The organism is Coriobacteriaceae bacterium (genome assembly GCA_025992855.1).
GTDB lineage: Bacteria > Actinomycetota > Coriobacteriia > Coriobacteriales > Coriobacteriaceae > Collinsella.
In genome coordinates, this window is record DAJPGB010000001.1 from 1879240 (window position 1) to 1899106 (window position 19867).

The window sequence follows — 19867 nt, forward strand, 5'->3', positions numbered from 1 at the left end:
TATATGCAATCGCAGCCAATTGGTCTTAAATACTTTCCAAATGATATGATTCTATCCTAGCAACAGTACTCATATTTGCCATTTTTTGACCACGGGGTCTCCTGGTGGCTTGACCCCCACGCCTCCAGCCCATCTCATGACCGCTAAAGCCATTTAAGACCAGCAGCCACACGTTCCGGCGCGGGCCAGGCACCGTTCACGGAGCGACAACCCACCGTTGCCGAACCAAAATCGATGTCGAGTATCCCAAAAAAACGAAATGCCGTACTCTCATCTCAATAAACTCCTTTAAGACGAGAGTACGGCATTCGAATGTCCAAGCCTTTACATCAATACGCCCTCTTTGGGACCGCACAATTTAAATACGATCAGACGATCGCGCACACCTCGGACCCACACCGACAAATCGTCATTTGCAACAACGGTTCAGACGTACGCTACGCCACACTTGAAGAGTGGGAAGAAGCTGGCGCTTTGTTCGATGAACGAGCGCGAATCGAGGGCATCGTCACCAGCGCGAGCCCAGCACGTGACAAACTCGAGCTCTTTCGCAGTCTCTTTACCGGACGTAAAGATGTTTACGCTCATGGATATCGCAGAAAAGACGGAGGTATCGGCTATACGCCCGCTTGCGCAAACGAGTGGAAGCCGGAAATTTGCCCCAAAGCAGCCCATCAAAGAGTCAAATGCGCAGAATGCGGCAATCGCATCTTCCCCGAATTAAGCGATGCCGCAATCATTGCTCACTTTAAAGGCAAGGACGACCGATTCCGCGATGTCCTTGGGCAATATGTGCTCGACAGGAACTGCAACACGAGAGTTCTCGTCATCGATTTTGACAAAGCGGACTGGAAAGAGGCAACAAATGCCGTACGGCTTGTTGCAAAACGACGGGGCATTAACGCCGCCGTTGAGCGCTCAAGATCCGGCAACGGCGCACACATCTGGTTTTTCTTTCTCGAGCCAATCAGTGCAAAGGCCGCCAGAGAGTTTGGAAGTTGCCTCATAACCGAAGCTGCGGCGCTCAATAAAACAATCACGTTCGAGGCCTTTGATCGAATGCTACCCGCTCAGGTCACTATCCCCGATGGAGGCTTTGGAAACCTCATCGCACTTCCCTTTCAAGGCAAGGCACAACGTGAAGGAAACAGCGTATTTGTAGACGAACAATTCGAGCCCTTTCCCGACCAATGGCTTTATCTGTCGCAAGTCCAGCTGATTCCGCGCTCGACAGTGCAAAATCTGATCGAAACCACTGGGGACAACCCACACGGGCTAGCAACAGTTACGGTGGCAAACAAGACCAAACGGTATGCCCAAACGCCCCGCAAACGGCTACCGCTCACATCGCGGGACTTTCCTTCATCGCTGCCCGTCACACAAGCCGATATGCTGTACATCCCCGAGAAGTCTCTGAGTCCAGCGGCTCAAATGGAAATCCGCGGGCTCGCAACATTCGCCAACCCGGAATTCTTCCGCGCGCAATCTATGCATCAATCAGTATTCGGTAAACCGCGGCTCATAGACCTCAGCGAGCTTAGAGGCGGCTGCGTCGCGATTCCCAGAGGCTGCAAAGCTCAACTTGAGCGACTGCTCCAAGAAACCGGCGTCTCTGTCCACTATTCAGACGAACGCAAATCTGACAATCAAATTGTGATGACATTTAAAGGCGCCCTTCGCCCTGAGCAGCAAATCGCCGCTGATCAGATGCTCATATACGAAGACGGAATCATGTCCGCTCCGACAGGCTTCGGTAAAACCGTCACCGGAGCTTACCTTATTGCCGCCATTGGTCTTCCAACGCTCGTCATCGTTCCCAAGACCGCGCTCATAACCCAATGGAAATCCCAGCTCGAGCGATTTGTCGACATTACGGACAACAGGGAGCCCGTCCGAACCCCAAAAGGACGAATCAGCAAAAAGCAGCCTCCGCTCATCGGGCAAATTGGAGGAGGCAAGACCGCCGTAAGTGGCCTCATCGACGTCGCTTCATTTCAATCGCTGTCTGGCAAAGACCGCCAAACCAGAGAGCCAATAGTTAAGGACCTTGTTCGCAATTACGGCCTCATTATCTGCGACGAATGTCACCATGCCGCCGCGCCGCAGCTCGAGCTTGTTCTCAAGTCTGCCCCGGCCAAATACGTATACGGCCTTTCCGCAACGCCCGAGCGCTCCGACGGTCTTACGCGGGCACTCTCCATGCTCTGCGGCCCGCTTCGCTATGTCATCGATCCAAAAACGCAAGCGATCCAGCAGGGCATCCAGCGCATCGTACGGCCTCGTTTTACCGGAATTCGACTACCGGCCTACGAGCCCGGTGCAAGCTTCAATCAGATTCTCGACCTTCTGTGCGCGCATACGGCAAGAAATGAATTGATTGTCGACGACGCCCTCGAAGCCGCATCAAGCGGTCGACATCCACTTGTGCTTTCAAAAAGGAAAAAGCATGCCGAGGAGCTGTTCAGGCTGCTTAAAGACCGAGGACACGAACCCATTCTCCTGACCGGGGAAATCGACGCCAAAGAAAGAAAAGCGATACTGAACAGTCTTCCCTGCTTCGAACACGAACATCGAATCATCGTCGCCACCGAAAGCCTTCTGGGCGAGGGCTTCGATCTGTCCTACCTTGACACTCTCCTCATTGCCACGCCGATATCGTGGGACGGCAGCATCACGCAGCAGGCGGGCAGACTGCATAGAAGTCACGAGGGCAAGCGGCGGGTTGAGATATACGACTACGTTGACCTGTCGATACCCATGCTCGCCCGAATGTACCAGAAAAGACTCAAGACCTACGCCAAGCTCGGGTACGAGGTTTATGTAGCGAAAGACGCCAGCCAAGCCGAGGCAAACATTCTAATTGACTCTTCGCATTTCCTTGAGACCCTAAACAAAGATATCGTCAATGCCACGAAGAACGTTTTCATCGCCGCCCCCTATGCATCTTCCGCATGCCTTACGAAACTCAAGGATTCACTCACCAGCTCCATGACTCGAGGAATTAGCATTGAGATAATCGTTGCCTCAACTCCGCGCGATGACGCGAAGGCGGTCTTTGCCGAAATGGGCATCGACTATTCCGTCAAAACTGAAGGGCGTTTGTGCGCGGCAGTGATTGACGAGGAAACCGTCTGGTACGGAACCATTCCATTACTGGCTTTTCCCAAGAATGAGGATTGCAGCATTCGTTTCAAAAGCAGCGAAGTTGCCGCCGAGCTTTTGGACGAAATCCAGCGAAGAGGAGAACCGAAAGCTGCATCAACAAGCGGGACATCCCCATCACTTGCGGTGAAATAGGGACTGTTTTTGGCTTATCAGCCGCCAATCAGTCCCTATTTCACCGCAACTTAGAAATCGGCAATCAGCCCTGCGGGCCCTGGAATAATTCCTCATGCGAGCCCATTCTGACCAGCCGGATCACAGGATTAGTCTTATGCGGCAAGTAAAGAACGACCACATCGACCAAGCCATCGGATAGATGGAAATCGATGTGGCCGTTGTAATTGCCGCCCGGGTTTGAAAGCTCGTGGGCACCATATTCCGCGGGAAGCGAGCCATGAGCTGCAAGCTCTGCGACTGCCGCCTTAAACTCGGTTTTTAGTTGCGGATGGATGCGCATCGTCCGTTTGTAATCCGCCTTAAACTGAGCCTCGACTTTAATCTCGAACATCGCTAGTCCTCATCGAGGAATGATATGAGCTCATCAGCGTTATTGAATGACGGGCTGTCGTCTGGCAGAATCCCCAACTCATGAGCCTCGGCAATCACCATGGCGCGTCTCGTCGCTTCGTTGGGCACCTCCACCCTTCCTACGATCTCAAAAGGAATCTTTCGTTGATTTACCAGCTGTCGAACAGCAAGGTTGAGATACGAATTGAGACTCAGGCCAACCGTATCCAAGAACTCAGTCGCCTGTTCCTTGAGCCCTTCTTCGATGCGAACCGTCGTAGGCTTAACCGTTGCAGTAGACATACGCGACCTCCTCGCCCTCGTCTTTTACACCAGTATACCCAATATAAATGGCAATCTGATGTTAGATAACATCAGATTGCCATGCGTATTCATGTCGCGTGGGCACGATTGATCTACATCAGCCCGCTGAGCGCAATGTCAACGGCCTCGTTGAGGTCGTCGGTAATGTGTACCAGATCCGGATCGAGCGGGCTGATCATACCGGTGCTCATCACCGGGCCGTTGAGCCAGTCGAATAGGCCCTGCCAGTACTCGGTGCCCACCAGCACGAGCGGCATGCGCTTGACCTTGTGCGTCTGCACCAGCGTGAGAACCTCGAACATCTCGTCGAACGTGCCAAAGCCGCCGGGAAATACGATGGCGCCCGAGCTGTACTTAACGAACATGGTTTTGCGCACAAAGAAGTAGCGGAAGTCCATGCCGAGGTTCACGTATTTATTGAGCCCCTGCTCGTGCGGCAATTCAATGCCTAGGCCAACTGACTTGCCGTTGACACTCGCCGCTCCCCTGTTGGCCGCTTCCATGATGCCGGGGCCGCCACCGGTGATGACCGCCACGCCACGTTGCGCAATCTTGCGCCCGACGGTACGCGCCGCCTTGTAGAGCGGATCGGTCTTGGGCGTGCGGGCGCTGCCGAAGATGGTCACCGCGGGCCCGAGCTCGGCAAGCGCGCCAAAGCCGTCGACAAACTCTGCCTGAATGCGCAGCACACGCCACGGATCAGCATGCAGCCAGTCGGTCGACTCCTCGGGCGCCAGCAGGTTGGCGTACGTATTGTCCTTAGGAATCATGGGGCCGCGCATGACCACGGGGCCGCGGCGGTACGTCTCGTCGTAGGCCGGCTCGCCCTCAACATTCTCGTTCTTAATCATGGGTACTCCTATCGAGAAAAAGAAAACGGGCGGGGTCGACGCCATGCGCCAAACACCCGCCCGAACATCAACTATTCGGTATGGTACCCACGATGCATCAAGTGCTTGCAAGCTATCGGTCAGCGGTCGCGCAGACGGTCTTAGCGAACGCGATGACCGGCCGGCGCTCGCCCTTGCCGTTGCCCGCGCTCTGCAAGCGCCCACGCCGCTCTTAGTAATCCACCGCCGCAGGGCTGTTCATCCAGTCGCTCACAAACGCGCCGTAGCGGCCCTCAATAATGGCCTGGCGGGCACGCTGCATAAGGTTGAGCAGGTAGTAGATATTGTGCATCGACAGCAGAATACCGCCGAGCATCTCCTTCTGCGTGACCATGTGGCGGATGAGCGCGCGGCTGTAGCCGCCCGTGCACACCGGGCAGGTGCAGGTGGGGTCGATGGGGCCGTCGTCGTGCGCAAAGCGCGCGTTGCGGAAGTTAAGGCGACCCTCACTGGAGAACGCCGTACCCATGCGGCCGGTGCGCGTCGGCAGCACGCAGTCGAACATGTCGATGCCCACGCCAACGCCGCGCACGAGCGTGGTAGGGTTGCCGACGCCCATGAGGTAGCGCGGCTTGTGCTTAGGCATGTACTCGGAAACCAGCGGCGCCAGCGTCTCGAACATGGTCTCGTGGTCCTCGCCCACCGAGTAGCCGCCGATGCCGTAGCCGGGGAAGTCGCCGCACTCCTCCAGGTGGCGCAGCGATCGAAGGCGCAGGTCCAGATGCATGCCGCCCTGGACGATGCCAAAGAGTGCCTGGTCATCGCGGGTGTGAGCCTTGTAGCAGCGCTCGGCCCACATGCTTGACAGCTCCACGGCGCGCTCGACGTAGGCGCGCGTGGCAGGATAGCCGGGGCACTGATCGAGCTGCATGCAGATGTCGGAGCCGAGCTTCATGGCGATTTCCATGTTGTCCTCGGGCGTCCAGAACACGTGGCGGCCGTCGTAGTCGTTGACGATAAAGCGCACGCCCTCGTCAGTGAGCTTGACGGCGTCGTTGTGGCTGAAGACCTGGAAACCGCCCGAATCGGTGAGGATGGGGCCGTGCCAGTTCATAAACTTGTGCAGTCCGCCCAGCTCGGCGATGGTGTCCTCGCCGGGACGCATGGACAGGTGGTAGGTATTGGCAAGCACGATCTGGGCGCCGAGCTGCTTGACGGTCTCGGTAGGAATACCCTTGACGTTTGCCTTGGTGCCCACGGGCATAAAGATCGGCGTCTCGATGTCGCCGTGCGGGGTGTGCAGCACGCCAGCGCGCGCGTGCGTCGTCGGGTCCTCGGCGATCAGGTCGAATTTAAAAAGGCTCTGGTCCATAAACTGGAACTCCTTGGTTGCGGTTCATACGCAAACCATTATACGGGCAACCCGCAAGAAGCACCGACTCGACAGAAACTGGTGCGAGGAGGATACGGCAGGGACACGGCAAATGAGCGTGGATTTTTGGACGCTTACCGGATGAGCGTGGATAATCTCCCACTTTTGCCCAAAGCACAGCCCAAAAACGGGAGATTATCCACTTTCATTCTGCGGGCACTCATTTAAGTACGTCCCCGATGAGTGGAGCTATTTACCAGCCACGGCAACGCCGATATTTTGGCAACGTCAGCGAGCGGGTCGCATTTGAGACAAGGTGCCGTGAAATGAAAGGGCGCTGACCTTCTGGTCGCGCCCTTGAAATTGAACGGCAGATTGTCCAAATGCGGCCCGCACAGCGTCGGCCGGTCCGCCGTTCGGTAGAACGGCGGAACCCCTAAGGACGCTGGCCCATGCCACCCTCGAGGGTGACGGTCTCGCCGTTCATATACTTAAAGTCGGGACCGCAGAGCTGAACGACAACGCGGCCGATTTCCTTCTCGACGTCGCCGTAGTGACCCGCCGGCGGCATGTGGACGTTGGCCTTGAACGCCTCGGGATAGGCATCCTGGAAGTTCTCGAGCGCGGCGGTCCAAGCAAGCGGGCAAACGATATTGACGTTGATGCCGTCCTTGCCCCACTCGTTGGCAGCGACGCGGGTCAGACCGCGGATGCCCTCCTTGGCAGCGGCGTAGCTGCACTGGCCATAGTTGCCAAACAGGCCGGCGCCCGAAGCAAAGTTGACCACGGAGCCCTTGGTCTCCTTCAGGTGCGGGTAGGCCTTCTGCATGTACAGGTAGGTGGCATACAGACCGGAGTAAATGGCGAGGTTGAACTGGTCCATGGTGTGATCGGCAATGGTCACGCCCGAGGCGCTGGCCTGAGCATTGTTGACGACGGCGTCGATGCGGCCGAACTCCTCAATAGCCTTGTCGATGACGTTCTGGACGACGGCCTCGTTGTCCTGACCAGCCGAGACATCGGCCTGAACAGGCAGAACCTTGACACCGTACTCGGCCTCGAGAGACTCCTTGGCGGCCTCGAGCTTGGCGACGTTGCGGCCAGTGATGACAAGGTTCGCGCCCTCCTTGGCAAATGCGATATCGATGCCGTAGCCGATGGAGCCAGCGGAGCCGTCCTTAAGCGTGGCCTTGCCGCCGCCGGTAACGATCACGGTCTTACCAGTGAAAAGTCCCATATAAAGTCCTTTCAAATCGCGACGGGCCTGCCCGTCGACTGCGCGCATCCAACTTCACGCGCCAAAAGCTGAAATGCAACTTTAGCGGGTTCAAGTGAAAAATAAAGCCCATGGCAGGCGAACGGCGCAACGTCTTTCGGCGAAGGGAATGTCAAGTACAAACTGGATAAAGTGGCCGAGTTTTTGCTATCGACGCGAGCCATCGAACACGTTTTGAAACTTTGCTGCAGTGCGCGGGATGTCGGCGCGAGACTTTATCATAGGGTGACAAACAACGATGAGGAGCACATGCCTATGACAGACGAGCTGGACCCCCAGACTCAACAGCATATTGATGATTCCGCAGACGTCACTGCAGATGCCGACGCTGTGACCTGCGATGATATTGACCTCGACGACCCCATCTTGGACGAAAGCGCTACGGCGGAAACCCCCGGCGCCGAAGATGCCGGCGAGCAAAACGACGATGCGCCCGCTCAGGACGACGACCCCGTACAGGATGCCGCTTCGCAAGCTGCGGGCCCTATCGAGGTTTCTTCGGAAGAAGAGCTCGACGCCGTCATGGACTCCATGATGGATGCCGTCAAAGCGATGAAAGACGCCGTGGCCGACGCTGACGTTGACGCCGAGGAAGAGGAGGCCGCCGAGGCAGCCTCGACCTTCGTACCCGGCGAGACTCCGGTTGCCGACCAGGGCAGCGCCATGCCCTCGTTTCTGCAGCTCGAGCATCCCACGATTGGCGCTGATGCGGTCGACCCGCACGCAGCAGGCTTTTCTGTGGTCGAGGGCGGCACCGGCAATATCGCCGCGCCGCAGGCTACCGATGCGGACGCTGCCGACACCGCTCGCCCGACCGCCCCGCACTCCCCTGCCGCGAACCGCGATCTGGGGACCGCTGTCTCGAACACCGCGAACGCCGTGGGCACCTTTATCGCCCAGGGCGCCTCGGCCATGCGCGAGATGAACGCCGCGAAAAAGGCACTTGCCGATGCCCGTGCCCACTTGGCCGAACTTGAGCAGCGCATTGCCGATCAGGCCGAGGAACTCGAGACGCGCCAGGATATCGCAGGCCGCTACGACCAGATCGTCGCCGACCAGCGCCAGGCGATTGCCACGGCCCAAAAGACTGCAGCGGCCGCCGAGATTGATCGTGATGCCCACGCCTCCAAAGCGACAGAGCTCAAGGGTCAGCTCGAACAAATGAAGACAGAGGATGACGCGACTGAGCTCCGTCTGAAGGCCGCGCTCGACGCCGTGGAGGCCCGCGAGGCGAGCTCACGCGAGACCGGCAACCGCCTCGTTCGACGTCTTGAGGATTCCAAGCGCATCCGCGACAAGGTGAAGGCAGAGCGAGACGCCGGCATTGCCGCCGCACAACAAACCGTCGACGCCACGCGCGCCCAGCTCGAGACGCTGCGTCATGAGTATGCCGAGCTGCAACGCAATCCCTCGGCAAATCCCGCCAACTATACGGTGCGCACCAGCGAGCTCTCGATGCAGATTTCCGACACGGCAGATGCCCTGCGTAAAGCCGAAGAAGATGTCCCGCGCATCACCGCCGACCTTGAGCACTCGCTTGCCGCAGCCGAGCAGGCCGTCGAGCAGGCTCAAGCCCCTATCGCCGACGCAAAACGCGCGCACCAAGCCGTGACGACCGAAGCCGATGCCGCGCGCGACGAGCTGCAGACGGCGAAGACAGCCGCCGCGACTCGTCAGCGCGAACTGCGCGAGAAGATCACTGCCGAGGACAAGGCACGCCGCGACCAGGAGCAGAGCATCGCCAACGCCCAAGCAGATGCCGCACATGCGCAGTCGATCATCGGACAGGCGACCGAAGTGCACGACCACCCAGAGATCACTGAGTCGCTTGCAGGATCCTTGGCCCGAGACAAAGCCGAACACGCCGAGACCGAGCGAGAAGTCGCCCAGCTCGAGGCCACCGAGGACGCGGTGCGCGAACGTACCCGCGACTCACGCATCAAATTCACCGGCGCCATCGTCTGCATCGTCGCCGCAATCCTGGCGATCATCCTAGTCTGGCTGTTCGCAAGCAAGTAGTCATTGGGGACGTTCTTAAACGACTAGTCAAACAAGAACGTCCCCAACGACTAGCCCAATGACGAGAGTGGATAATCTCCCACTTTGAGCCCCCAAGCAGGCCAAAAACGGGAGATTATCCACTCTCATTCTGCAGGCACTCATTTAAGTACGTCCATTACAGTCGAAATTGTCAGCCCGGGACCGTCTCGGGCTACGATTGAGGCGCGCCCAGAACGGGCCGCCGACCGGGCGCCCGCGCACGGCCGAACGTCCCTGCCCCCGAGAGGGCCCGTTGGGTGCTGCCGGCGCGGGACGCGCCGCCCCCGACGGCTGATAGGAAAGTGCCGGGCAGGCGCCGCGGCTGGTAATGTGAGTGCCGAGGGGGAGGCCATCCGGTCGAACGACTACCGGAAGGATACCACCGTGAAAGCGCCATCCACCAGGCCCGCGGCCGTGCTCGGCCTGGACGTCGGCAAGTCATCGCACTGGGCCTGCCTGATCGACCGCGACGGGGAGGTGCTGGCCAGCGCCCCCGTCCGCAACAGGGAGGCCGAGCTCGACGCGCTGTTCGCCTCCGCGCCCGCCGGCACGCTCGTCGTCGTCGACCAGTTCCGCAACATAGGGTCCCTCGCCGTGAGGCGGGCCCGCGCCGCGGGGCTCGGGGTCGCCCACCTGCCCGGGCTCGCCGCCAGCCGCGCCGCGGGCCTGTTCGCCGGCGAGGCCAAGACCGACGAGCGCGACGCCGCGGTGATCGCGCGGACCGCCCTGGGCGTGCCGGACTCCCTGTCGGGGGTCCCGGGCCGCGGCGAGGCCCTCGAGGCCGCCCGCGCCCTCTCGTCGCAGCGCGACCACGTCGTCGCCTGCGCGACCAGGGACAAGAACCGCCTGCGCGCGGTGCTGCTCGAGTCCTGCCCGGCCCTCGAGGCCGCGGTCGACCTGTCGGACCGGCGGTGGCTGGAGCTGCTCGCCGGGTTCGGCGGGGCGTGGGGGATCGCCCGCTCCGGGGCCGGGGGCCCGCGGGCCGAGGCCGCCGGGGAGGCCGCGGCCGCCTCCACCGCGCCCCCGCCTGCGCTCGTCGAGGCCGAGAACAGGCAGGTCAGGTTCCTGGCCGCCCGGATATCGGAGGCCCTCGACGAGGCCGGGGCCCTCGAGGCCGAGACGGCGGCGCTGCTCGAGGGCGACGAGACCTACGCGTGCCTGCTCACCGTGCCCGGCATCGGCCCGAGGACCGCGGCGCAGCTCGCGGTGTCGGTCGACATCGGGAGGTTCCCGGACCACGACCACCTGGCCTCGTACTGCGGCATAGCCCCGAGGGTGAGGAGCTCCGGAACGTCGGTGAGGTCGGTCAGGGCGTCCAGGCGCGGCGACGCGAGGCTCAAGTCCCTGCTGATCTTCTCGTGCAACAGCCTGGTGAGGTCCTCGGGGCGCTACGGCGAGTACTACCGGGCCTGCAGGGCGCGGGGCATGGGGCACGGGCGGGCGCTCAAGGCCGTCGCGAGGAAGCGGCTCAGGGCGATATACGGGCTCAGGGCGATATACGCCGTGATGCGCGACCGGGTGCCCTACCGGGAGTAGCCCCGACGGTTGACAAAACTATAGGAACACCCAATGAGTACCTGCCGATGCTTTGGCAAAGTCAGCGAAAACGCCCCTAAGCGAGCAAGGTGACGTGAAAGAGGGGGGGCATTGACCTTCTGGTCATGCCCGACGATTGAACATCAGATTGCCGCTTAGGGGGGTTTGCAGCGTCGGCCGGTTACGGCGTTTGTAAAACGCCGTAACCTACAGAATGAGCATCGCGTCGCCAAAGCTGAAGAAGCGGTAGCGCTCTTCGATAGCAGCGGCGTAGGCATCCATGATCTGGTCGCGGGTGGCAAGCGCGCTTACGAGCATCATGAGCGTGGAGCGCGGCACGTGGAAGTTCGTGATCAGCGCGTCGACCACGTGATAGGTCGAGCCGGGCATGAGGTAAAGCTGCGTCGTGGCGTTCTCGCGCGCCACGATGTCGCCGCGGCCGAGCGTGTCGGCACCGTCCTCGCGGCCTTCAAAATAGCGCGCCGTCACAGCCGGATCGGACACCGGCGCGTCCGCGTCAAACGCACTCTCGAGCGAGCGCACCGCGGTGGTGCCGACGGCGATCACACGATGACCCTCGGCCTTCGCCTTATGCACGGCGTCGACAACCTCCTGCGACACGTGGTAGCGCTCGGTGTGCATGACGTGCTGCGTAGGGTCGTCCTCCTCCACCAAGCGGAAGGTATCGATGCCCACCTCGAGCTCGACGGCGGCAAACTTCGCGCCCTTGGCCTCGATAGCGGCCATGAGCTCGGGAGTAAAGTGCAGACCCGCCGTAGGAGCGGCAGCCGAGTGCTCCTCCTTCATGGCGTAGACGGTCTGGTACTTCTCGGGGTCGCCCTCGTAATCGGTAATGTAGGGCGGCAGCGGCACGTGGCCGGCCGCATGGATGGCCTCGTCGAGCGTGCGCGGGTCGCCGGCGGCATTGCAACCGACCGGCTCAAAGCGCACCAGACGGCCACCACGGCTATCGGTGACAAAGTCGATGACCTCGGCCGTCAGCACCACGGGAGCCCCCTCGGGCGCATGGGCGCCACCGGCGCGATACTCAATCTGGGCACCGGGCTTCAGGCGCTTGCCCGGCTTGACCAAGCACTCCCAAACATGGCCCAGCGGGTCAACATCCTCGCGGCGCTTGAGCAGCAGCGTCTCGACCACGCCACCCGAGCCGGCTTTGCGACCGATCAGGCGGGCCGGCATCACACGCGTCTTGTTGATGACGAGCACGTCGCCCGGCTCGATATAGTCGATGATGTCGCGGAAGATGCAGTGCTCAACGGTGCCGCCATGCTCCAGCGGCGTTCCCGCCTGGGAGCCCTTGCGATCCACCACCAGCAGGCGGCAGGAGTCGCGCGGCTCGGCGGGAGCCTGGGCGATCAGTTCCTCGGGAAGGTTGTAGTCAAAATCATCGGTACGCATAGACACGTCGGATTCTCCTTATATAGCTAAAGTCCGCCCTACATCCTAGCAGGCTGACGTCCCAAATGAACTACTTTTTGGCAGCCTTGCGCTCGTCGCGAATGCGAGCGCGGTCCATGGCCGCCTCGACGGCAGAAAAGCGGCAGCCGCAGTAGTTCTGTCGATACATGCCCAGTTCGCGCGAACGGCGCGTAGCCTCGGGATAATACGGGCGAAAATCGCGGATCACCGGGGTAAGCCCACGTGCCGCCGCCAGGCGCTCGAGTACGTCATTGCAGGTGTCGAACAGCTGGTACGGCGAGACGGCGAGCGTCGTACCCACATATTCAAACCCGCGCTCCTGGGCAACGCGGCATGCCTCGGCCAAGCGCAAGGCATAGCACACGCGACAGCGACGGGGACGATCGGCACCCAACGGGGCCACGCCGGTCTCCCAGCGTTCGCGGTCCTCCCCGGCCTCGATGAGCTCGATGTCGCCGTCGGCACACCACCGGCGCAGCTCGTCCAAACGACGCTGCCATTCATCGCGCGGCTGAATATTGGGATTGGTCCAGCAAATCGTGGGCTCAAACCCCTCCTCGCGCAGCAGGCGAACCGGCTCAAGCGAGCATGGCGCGCAACAAGCATGCAGCAACAACGGCTTCATCGACATCTCCTCACCCGAAAAAGCGCACGCCAAAGGACGTATCCTCGCAGGCGACAATGCGGCGGTCGCGCAGGATGGTCCGCACGTAATACCAATCGCCCACGCAGCCAGACAAGTGCAGACCAGCCGCCAGGTAGCACAGCAGCGGATAGCCCGAGAACGCAAACCCCAGGGCAAACGCCACCGTCAAAGCAACCGTGGGCGCCAGGCAAATGGCCATGTACCGCCGACGCGAATACACAACGCCCTCGGCGCAGGCATAGATCATCGCCGTCTCGCGATTCGCCCCAAAGGTCACCTGCGCGCCCGCAGGCGCCAGCAGCTTAAAAAACACCGCATGCACCAGCTCGTGCACAGCAAACGACGCTGCAGAAACCGCAGCCACACCGACTATCCAGCCCACGACGGTGGTCCAGCCGCCCGCCTCAGCCGCGTCCAAGTCTGCAGGCCCGCCCAGCAGCATAAACACCGGCACCAAGCACACGGCAAACACGCCGACTACGACCATCCCCCACACGAAGCAAGCGTGCAGAAAATCCTCGTCCTCAAACGCATGTATGTTGGAAATCTCATTCATAGCATCTTAGGATAGCGCCCCTGCCACGTACCCGTCCGCATGTGCGATAATGTCGAACGATATGCACGAATTGACCACCGCGTCGCCAGGCCTTGCGCCCGGCCGCGCTCCCACCATATGCGAAGGAGTCCCATGGCATCCAAATATTCCATGAACGACCGTCCCAGCTGGCCGCGCCGCGCCATCGTTACCGCCGGCGAGCCCTACGGCAACAAGGGCCTTCACTTTGGCCACGTTGGCGGCGTCTTTGTCCCTGCCGACTTCTTCGCCCGCTTCCTGCGCGACCGCCTGGGCCGCGAGAACGTCATCTTCACCTCGGGCACTGACTGCTACGGCTCGCCCATCATGGAGAGCTACCGCAAGCTCAAGGAGAACGAAGGCTACGATAAGTCCATCGGCGAGTATGTCGAGTCCAATCACTCCCGCCAGGCCGCGACCCTCAACAACTACAACATCAGCTGCGATATCTACGGCGGCTCGGGCCTTGAGCCGGCCGCGCAGATCCACAACGAGGTAACCGCCGAGATTATCAAGCGCCTGCACGAGCAGGGCACCATCTCCAAGCGCTCCACGCTGCAGTTCTACGATGCCAAGGCCGGCACGTTCCTCAACGGCCGCCAGGTGATCGGCCGCTGCCCCATCCAGGGCTGCAAGTCCGAGAAAGCCTACGCCGACGAGTGCGATCTGGGTCACCAGTTTGAGCCCGAGGAGCTCATCGCGCCCAAGAGCCAGCTCACCGGCGAGGTGCCCGAGCTGCGCCCGGTCGACAATCTCTACTTTGACCTGCCGGCCTACCTCGACTTTATGAAGACCTACACCGCCAAGCTCGCCCAGAACCCGCAGGTTCGCTCCGTGGTCTCCAAGACCATGGAAGAGTGGCTGCTGCCGGCTCAGCTCTACATCCAGAACAAGTTCCGCGAGGCCTTCGATGCCGTCGAGGACCAGCTCCCCGAGCACACCGTGCTGGAACCCGAGGGCAACAAGAGCAGCTTTACCGTCACCTTCCCCAGCTGGAAGGAGCGCGACGACGCCCACGCGGTGCTCGCCAACGGCGGCGTGCGCTTCCGCAGCGGCAAAGCGCTCGTGCCCTTCCGCATCACCGGCAACATCGACTGGGGCGTTCCGGTACCCGAGGTCGACGGCGTCTCCGACGTCACCTGCTGGTGCTGGCCCGAGAGCCTATGGGCGCCCATCAGCTATACGCGTACCGTACTCGCCCGCGACGCCCGCGCCGCCGGCGTGACCGAGGGCGTCGCCGCCCAGGATGCCGCCCTTATGGGCGAGCCCGCTGCCGACTCCACGCAGGTGCCCGCGCCCACCTACCAGCACAGCTCGCTCGACTGGCGCGACTGGTGGTGCTCAGACGACGCACAGATCTACCAGTTTATCGGTCAGGACAACATCTACTTCTACTGCATCGCGCAGACCGCCATGTGGGAGGCCCTGGGCTGGGACCTCACGCAGAGCACCGTCAGCGCCTGCTACCACCTGCTCTACATGGGCAAAAAGGCCAGCTCGTCCTCGCAGACGCCTCCCCCGCCGGCAGACGACCTGCTCAACCACTACACCTGCGAGCAGATGCGCGCGCACTGGCTGTCGCTCGGCCTGTCCGAAAAGCCGGTGAGCTTTAGCCCCAAGGCATACGACACCCGCGTGACCGGCAAGGACAAGGACGGCAACGAGGTGCGCGCCTGCGACGACAAGCGCGTCATCGATCCGGCCCTTAAGGAGAGCGCCCTTTTGACCGGCGTGTTCAACCGTCTGGCCCGCAGCTGCTTCTACGGCGTCGCCGTCAAGGAAGGCGACGAGAGCCCCTATCGCAGAGGCTGCATCCCCGCCGGTGCGGCCTCTGCCGCCGTGGTCGAAGCCGCCGAGCAGGCAGCTCTCGCCTTTGAGCAGGCTATGTACAAGTTCGAGACGCACCGCGCGCTTGCCGTGTGCGACGACTACCTGCGCGCCGCCAACAAGCGCTGGAGCGACGCTTCCAAGGCCGCCAACAAGCTCGAAGGCAAGCCAGCAAACGCCGCGATGACGCAGGCCCTCGTCGACGCCTTTGCCGAGCTGCGCGTGGCGACCGTGCTCATGCACGGCATCGTCCCTGCCGGCTGCGAGCTCATCTGCGAGTACTTCGACATCGACCCGGTCGCCTTCTTTAGCTGGGATAACATCTTCGCCTCCACGGATGAGTTTGTGGAGAGCCTGGGCGAGAAGCCCGGCGAGCACCGCGTAAAGCCGCTGCCCCCGCGCTTCGACTTCTTTAGCAAGCACGAGAGCCAGTACTAAACACTCGACATGTAATGGAATGGGAAGGAAAGACGGATGTCCAAGCCGCGTCGTCGTAAGCAGAAAAAGCAGGTCAAGGCCGAGCTCAAGCGCAGGCAGTTTGCCGCCACCGAGCTTTCCGACCAGCTTGCCGCCCTTCCTTGCGCCGCCGACCTGCCGCGCTTTATGGTCGACACGGTCGCCGGCGCCTATGCGCCCGCCGATGCCGAGCTCATGATCGAGGGCTTCGGCGCCGCGGCCACACGCCCGGTCACGCTGCGCGCCAACACGCTCAAGGCAACCGCCGAGGACATCGCTGCGGCGCTCGATGCCGCCGGCATCGCCCACAACCCCGTCACCTGGTACCCAGACGCCTTTATCCTGCCCGAGGCCCAGGTTTCCGATCTGTGGGATCTCGGCATCTACCGCGACGGCAAGATCTACCTGCAGAGCCTGTCGTCCATGATGCCGCCGCTGGTCCTGGGCGCTCAGGTAGGCGAGGACATCCTGGACATGTGCGCAGCCCCTGGCGGCAAGACGACGCAGATCGCCGCCCTCACCCAGGGGCAGGCGCACCTTACCGCCTGCGAGATGAGCATTCCCCGCGCCGAGAAGCTCGAAGCCAACCTCCACCGCCAAGGCGCAAAAAACGTGCCCGTCATGCGCACCGACGCACGCGAGCTCGACGAGTTCTTCCGCTTTGACCGCATCCTGCTCGACGCTCCCTGCACCGGCACGGGCACCGTTATCAGCGGCAACGAGAAAACCCTGCGCGGCCTGACCGAGCAGCTGCTCGTCAAATGCGCCCGCTCGCAGCGTGCGCTTCTGGACCGCGCCATGGGAACCCTCAAACCGGGCGGCACGCTCGTCTATTCGACTTGTTCGATCTTGCCGCAGGAAAACGAGGACGCCCTGCAAGAGGCCCTCGACAAGCATATGGACTGCGAGCTCATCCCCCTCGACGGCACGCCAAGCGAAAGTGAGGCACGCCGCGCCCAGGAAGCTGGCGAGGAGCCGCGCATCGAGTCCAACGCCCTAACCGAGGCCATTGCCGCGGGTCAGGTATCGGCCATCGCCAACGGCCTGTCCGGCACGCTCACCATTCCGCCCAGCCGCGACTTTGAGGGCTTCTACATTGCCCTGATCCGAAAACGCAGCTAGCGCACGGATCCAAAACTCAACAAGCTATCTCCGTGCGCGTTTGCTCTGCTGGTCGCGATGCTGTTTAAGCGTCGCGCGCTCTTTGCGTTCGGCCCTTTTGCCCTTAATGGCCGTGACCACAAAGTAGATGACCGCGGCGGCTACGATTGCGCCCACGCATAGGCCAATCGAGCCCAACATTGCCGAAAATTCCATACCGCGTCACCTCTCTTGAAAACGGGACTTTCAAGATAGCACCTCGATCCCCGCCACCACAGCTCCTTCACGTTCGCCTGCTCTTCGGTCTAACGGATGGCGCGGCGGGGAAAAATCAACTCGTCAAACGATTTAGCATTCGCAATTCCGGCTGCATCGCGCCGGCCGTCATCACATAGAATCGAGCTTCCATGGATACCCTCAACGATCTAAATGAGCGCGTCGACGCCTTCGTCGGCACCAGCTCTTTCGACACGCCTGCCGCGGCAAACGACCAAGCTCCCATCGATGTGCCCGCCGAGGTTCACGAGGACATCGTCGCCTCGGTCGATTTCTCCGAGGTCGAGCTCGCAGACGAGTTCACCGAGCCCCAGGTAGCCGTGACCCCCAACGGACTGCTCCCCATGGAACCGCTGCCCATCGACGGGCGTTTGCGCAAGGCGGCCCTTCGCATGCCCGACGAGATCGAGGAGGCCAGCGGCTTTACGCTCTTCGGTCGACGCATCAAGTCGCTCATTTACACCACCGACGTGGCCGTCATCCGCAACTCCAATGCCGATGCTGTCTTTGCCGTTTACCCCTTCACGCCGCAGCCGGCCATTACGCAGGCGCTGTTGACCGTCGCCGAGTGCCCGGTCTTTGTGGGCGTAGGCGGCGGAACTACGACCGGTAAGCGCTCCGTGCAGATGGCAGCTGTCTCCGAGATGCAGGGCGCAGCGGGCTGCGTGGTCAACTCCCCCGCCACTGCCGAGATGGTCGAGCACATCACCAATATCGCCGACATCCCCGTCATCGCCACGGTCGTTCGCTGTGACGACGATGCTCACGCCAAGGTGCGCGCCGGAGCCAAGATTCTCAACATCGCCGCCGGCAAAAACACGCCCCAGGTCCTGCGCGAGCTGCGCGAGCACTATCCCAACCTGCCGCTCATCGCACCGGGCGGCAAGACGCCCGAGAGCATCCGCGAAACCATCGCCGCCGGCGCCAACGCCATCATCTGGACACCGCCTTCGGCCCAGCAGCTACAGACCGACATGATGCAGCGTTATCGCAAGATGAAGGAAGACGCCACACCTGTCATCTCGCGCGACGATGTGCCCATTATCGACCAGGTCGCCGCCGCCGAGGTCAGCCAGGTCGAGAACATGAATCCCGATGTGCCAATTCCCGACGAAGTCATCGAGCGCGTCGCTTCGATCCACGAGCGCGTCGAGGAGCATCGCGCCAACCGCGGCCTCAAGCCGTCACTGCACGGCTTCTTCTTCCGCGGAAAGAAACGCTAGCCGCAACAGCAAGGCCCGCCCCACAAACGTGAGGCGGGCCGTTTTCGTTTGAGCAATCACGCAGCGACGTGATGAGCCAAGTTAATCCACGCGCTTGTCGCCCATAAAGAAGAGCGCCACCGTACCAGGTCCGGTATGCGAGCCAATCAGAGTACCGATATCATTGATCTCAATCTTGCCTTTAAGCTGCGGAACCTGTTCCTCAATCAGCGCCGCAACTGCCTCGGCATCCTCGCGGCACGCCGAGTGCGACATGATGCACTTACCCGAATAATCCGCACCGTCCTGCACGTGTGCCATCATGGTCTTGGCCATCTCGGAAATCGCGCGCTTCTTAGTGCGAATCTTCTCACGTGGCGACAGCTTGCCGTCGCAATCGACCGTCATAAGCGGGCAAATCTTAAGCGCCGTGCCGATGATCGCACTCGCAGCCGAAATGCGACCGCCTCGTAGGTAGCTCGACAGATCGGTCGAGAAGAACCAGTGATGCAGGTTGAGTTTGTGCTCCTCGATCCAGGCAGCCGTCTCGTCGAGTGAAGCCCCACTATCGCGCACGTCGGCGGCATATTCCACCAGCAGGCCAAAGCCCGAAGCCGCGGCCAGCGAATCGATAACGCGCACCTTGCCGCCCTGGGGATAGCGATCCGCGAGCATCTGCGCCGCAACGCAGGCCGATCCATACGTGCCCGAAATACCCGACGACAACGTCAGGTGCAGCACGTCTTTACCCTCGGCAACAAACGGCTCCCAAAACTCCTCGTACTCACCCACGCTCACCTGAGACGTCTTGGGCATGGCGCCCGCGGCAATCTGGGCAAAAAACTTGTCCGGCGTAATCGACTGATACAGATCGTCCGTATAGACAACATCGTCGATCTCGTAATGAAAACACACGACAGGAATATTGCGCGACGCAAAGAACTCACGGGTTCGGTCGGCGGCGGATTCACAGGTCAGGACAAAATCACTCATATGAGGCTCCTTACTCATTGCTGCGCAAATTATCGCACAGTGAGCCTACATACGGTACATATGTCCACTATTTACCAAATCGAACCAAAAATAGCGAACATCTTTACCACCATCGTCTCCACCGGCTCCACGCATAATTATCTGAGAAAACACCTTCTGTCGTCTCCACCCGACCAACACATCTACCTCAACTAAATCGATTTACCAAACCGTTCGGCCAACAATTCGACCTCCCACCCCCAATCGAAACAAAAGCGGCGCATACTGATAAACGTTTGACGCTGTTTATCAGTTTTACCAACCCC

General features: G+C 61.0%; 16 protein-coding genes. 6 read left to right on the forward strand and 10 right to left on the reverse strand.

Going from position 1 to position 19867, the window contains the following annotated elements; all coding sequences use genetic code 11:
* The first annotated feature begins 312 nt into the window (after positions 1-312).
* Positions 313-3297 (forward strand): DEAD/DEAH box helicase family protein, encoded by a 2985-nt coding sequence (locus tag OIL88_08020; protein ID HJI72303.1) that lies wholly within the window; start codon positions 313-315, stop codon positions 3295-3297.
* A 64-nt stretch (positions 3298-3361) separates the two neighbouring features.
* Here OIL88_08020 and OIL88_08025 read toward each other — a convergent pair whose 3' ends face one another.
* From OIL88_08025 to OIL88_08045, 5 genes are all read right to left on the reverse strand, one after another.
* Positions 3362-3670, reverse strand: coding sequence for a type II toxin-antitoxin system YafQ family toxin (locus tag OIL88_08025; GenBank protein HJI72304.1), 309 nt, complete (start codon positions 3668-3670; stop codon positions 3362-3364).
* 2 nt (positions 3671-3672) lie between these two features.
* Entirely contained in the window at positions 3673-3972 is a 300-nt protein-coding gene (locus OIL88_08030) for a type II toxin-antitoxin system RelB/DinJ family antitoxin (protein HJI72305.1), read from the reverse strand.
* A gap of 113 nt (positions 3973-4085) precedes the next feature.
* Positions 4086-4844 carry a TIGR00730 family Rossman fold protein gene (locus tag OIL88_08035; protein HJI72306.1) on the reverse strand — a complete coding sequence of 253 codons (759 nt, stop codon included), beginning with the start codon at positions 4842-4844 and terminating at the stop codon, positions 4086-4088.
* 211 nt (positions 4845-5055) lie between these two features.
* Entirely contained in the window at positions 5056-6195 is a 1140-nt protein-coding gene (gene tgt / locus OIL88_08040; protein HJI72307.1) for a tRNA guanosine(34) transglycosylase Tgt, read from the reverse strand.
* Between the two features lie 436 nt (positions 6196-6631).
* Positions 6632-7432 carry an SDR family oxidoreductase gene (locus OIL88_08045; protein HJI72308.1) on the reverse strand — a complete coding sequence of 267 codons (801 nt, stop codon included), beginning with the start codon at positions 7430-7432 and terminating at the stop codon, positions 6632-6634.
* A gap of 294 nt (positions 7433-7726) precedes the next feature.
* Here OIL88_08045 and OIL88_08050 point away from each other — a divergent pair, with 294 nt between their 5' ends.
* Both OIL88_08050 and OIL88_08055 read left to right on the forward strand, forming a co-directional pair.
* A complete protein-coding gene (locus OIL88_08050; GenBank protein HJI72309.1) occupies positions 7727-9490 on the forward strand; it encodes a hypothetical protein in 1764 nt (587 codons plus the stop codon).
* Between the two features lie 405 nt (positions 9491-9895).
* Complete coding sequence (locus tag OIL88_08055; GenBank protein HJI72310.1) at positions 9896-11047, forward strand: IS110 family transposase; 1152 nt, start codon at positions 9896-9898, stop codon at positions 11045-11047.
* Positions 11048-11254: 207 nt separating this feature from the next.
* Here the strand turns inward: OIL88_08055 and queA are convergent, their stop codons facing one another.
* From queA to OIL88_08070, 3 genes are all read right to left on the reverse strand, one after another.
* Positions 11255-12466 (reverse strand): tRNA preQ1(34) S-adenosylmethionine ribosyltransferase-isomerase QueA, encoded by a 1212-nt coding sequence (gene queA, locus OIL88_08060; GenBank protein ID HJI72311.1) that lies wholly within the window; start codon positions 12464-12466, stop codon positions 11255-11257.
* Between the two features lie 70 nt (positions 12467-12536).
* Positions 12537-13112, reverse strand: a complete 576-nt coding sequence (locus OIL88_08065) for an epoxyqueuosine reductase QueH (GenBank protein ID HJI72312.1) — start codon at positions 13110-13112, stop codon at positions 12537-12539.
* Between the two features lie 10 nt (positions 13113-13122).
* On the reverse strand, positions 13123-13689 hold the full coding sequence (locus OIL88_08070; GenBank protein HJI72313.1) for a DUF3267 domain-containing protein: 567 nt from the start codon (positions 13687-13689) through the stop codon (positions 13123-13125).
* A gap of 132 nt (positions 13690-13821) precedes the next feature.
* Between OIL88_08070 and OIL88_08075 the strand changes: the two genes are divergently transcribed.
* On the forward strand, positions 13822-15972 hold the full coding sequence (locus OIL88_08075; GenBank protein HJI72314.1) for a class I tRNA ligase family protein: 2151 nt from the start codon (positions 13822-13824) through the stop codon (positions 15970-15972).
* 36 nt (positions 15973-16008) lie between these two features.
* Positions 16009-17112, forward strand: a complete 1104-nt coding sequence (locus OIL88_08080) for an RsmB/NOP family class I SAM-dependent RNA methyltransferase (protein HJI72315.1) — start codon at positions 16009-16011, stop codon at positions 17110-17112.
* 24 nt (positions 17113-17136) lie between these two features.
* On the opposite strand, the gene OIL88_08085 is transcribed toward OIL88_08080, so the two are convergent.
* Positions 17137-17307 carry a hypothetical protein gene (locus OIL88_08085; protein ID HJI72316.1) on the reverse strand — a complete coding sequence of 57 codons (171 nt, stop codon included), beginning with the start codon at positions 17305-17307 and terminating at the stop codon, positions 17137-17139.
* A 191-nt stretch (positions 17308-17498) separates the two neighbouring features.
* On the opposite strand from OIL88_08085, the gene OIL88_08090 reads away from it, so the two are divergent.
* The gene (locus tag OIL88_08090; protein ID HJI72317.1) at positions 17499-18590 is read left to right on the forward strand and encodes a hypothetical protein; all 1092 of its coding nucleotides are present in this window, start codon (positions 17499-17501) and stop codon (positions 18588-18590) included.
* Positions 18591-18671: 81 nt separating this feature from the next.
* Here the strand turns inward: OIL88_08090 and OIL88_08095 are convergent, their stop codons facing one another.
* Positions 18672-19562 carry a DegV family protein gene (locus tag OIL88_08095; GenBank protein HJI72318.1) on the reverse strand — a complete coding sequence of 297 codons (891 nt, stop codon included), beginning with the start codon at positions 19560-19562 and terminating at the stop codon, positions 18672-18674.
* Positions 19563-19867: the final 305 nt, after the last annotated feature.

Excerpts from the sequence above, each read along its gene's own strand:
- OIL88_08020 (HJI72303.1), top strand. The coding sequence starts at position 313 with ATGTCCAAGCCTTTACATCAATACGCCCTCTTTGGGACCGCACAATTT.
- OIL88_08025 (HJI72304.1), bottom strand. The coding sequence starts at position 3,670 with ATGTTCGAGATTAAAGTCGAGGCTCAGTTTAAGGCGGATTACAAACGG.
- OIL88_08030 (HJI72305.1), bottom strand. The coding sequence starts at position 3,972 with ATGTCTACTGCAACGGTTAAGCCTACGACGGTTCGCATCGAAGAAGGG.
- OIL88_08035 (HJI72306.1), bottom strand. The coding sequence starts at position 4,844 with ATGATTAAGAACGAGAATGTTGAGGGCGAGCCGGCCTACGACGAGACG.
- tgt (HJI72307.1), bottom strand. The coding sequence starts at position 6,195 with ATGGACCAGAGCCTTTTTAAATTCGACCTGATCGCCGAGGACCCGACG.
- OIL88_08045 (HJI72308.1), bottom strand. The coding sequence starts at position 7,432 with ATGGGACTTTTCACTGGTAAGACCGTGATCGTTACCGGCGGCGGCAAG.
- OIL88_08050 (HJI72309.1), top strand. The coding sequence starts at position 7,727 with ATGACAGACGAGCTGGACCCCCAGACTCAACAGCATATTGATGATTCC.
- queA (HJI72311.1), bottom strand. The coding sequence starts at position 12,466 with ATGCGTACCGATGATTTTGACTACAACCTTCCCGAGGAACTGATCGCC.
- OIL88_08065 (HJI72312.1), bottom strand. The coding sequence starts at position 13,112 with ATGAAGCCGTTGTTGCTGCATGCTTGTTGCGCGCCATGCTCGCTTGAG.
- OIL88_08070 (HJI72313.1), bottom strand. The coding sequence starts at position 13,689 with ATGAATGAGATTTCCAACATACATGCGTTTGAGGACGAGGATTTTCTG.
- OIL88_08075 (HJI72314.1), top strand. The coding sequence starts at position 13,822 with ATGGCATCCAAATATTCCATGAACGACCGTCCCAGCTGGCCGCGCCGC.
- OIL88_08080 (HJI72315.1), top strand. The coding sequence starts at position 16,009 with ATGTCCAAGCCGCGTCGTCGTAAGCAGAAAAAGCAGGTCAAGGCCGAG.
- OIL88_08085 (HJI72316.1), bottom strand. The coding sequence starts at position 17,307 with ATGGAATTTTCGGCAATGTTGGGCTCGATTGGCCTATGCGTGGGCGCA.
- OIL88_08090 (HJI72317.1), top strand. The coding sequence starts at position 17,499 with ATGGATACCCTCAACGATCTAAATGAGCGCGTCGACGCCTTCGTCGGC.
- OIL88_08095 (HJI72318.1), bottom strand. The coding sequence starts at position 19,562 with ATGAGTGATTTTGTCCTGACCTGTGAATCCGCCGCCGACCGAACCCGT.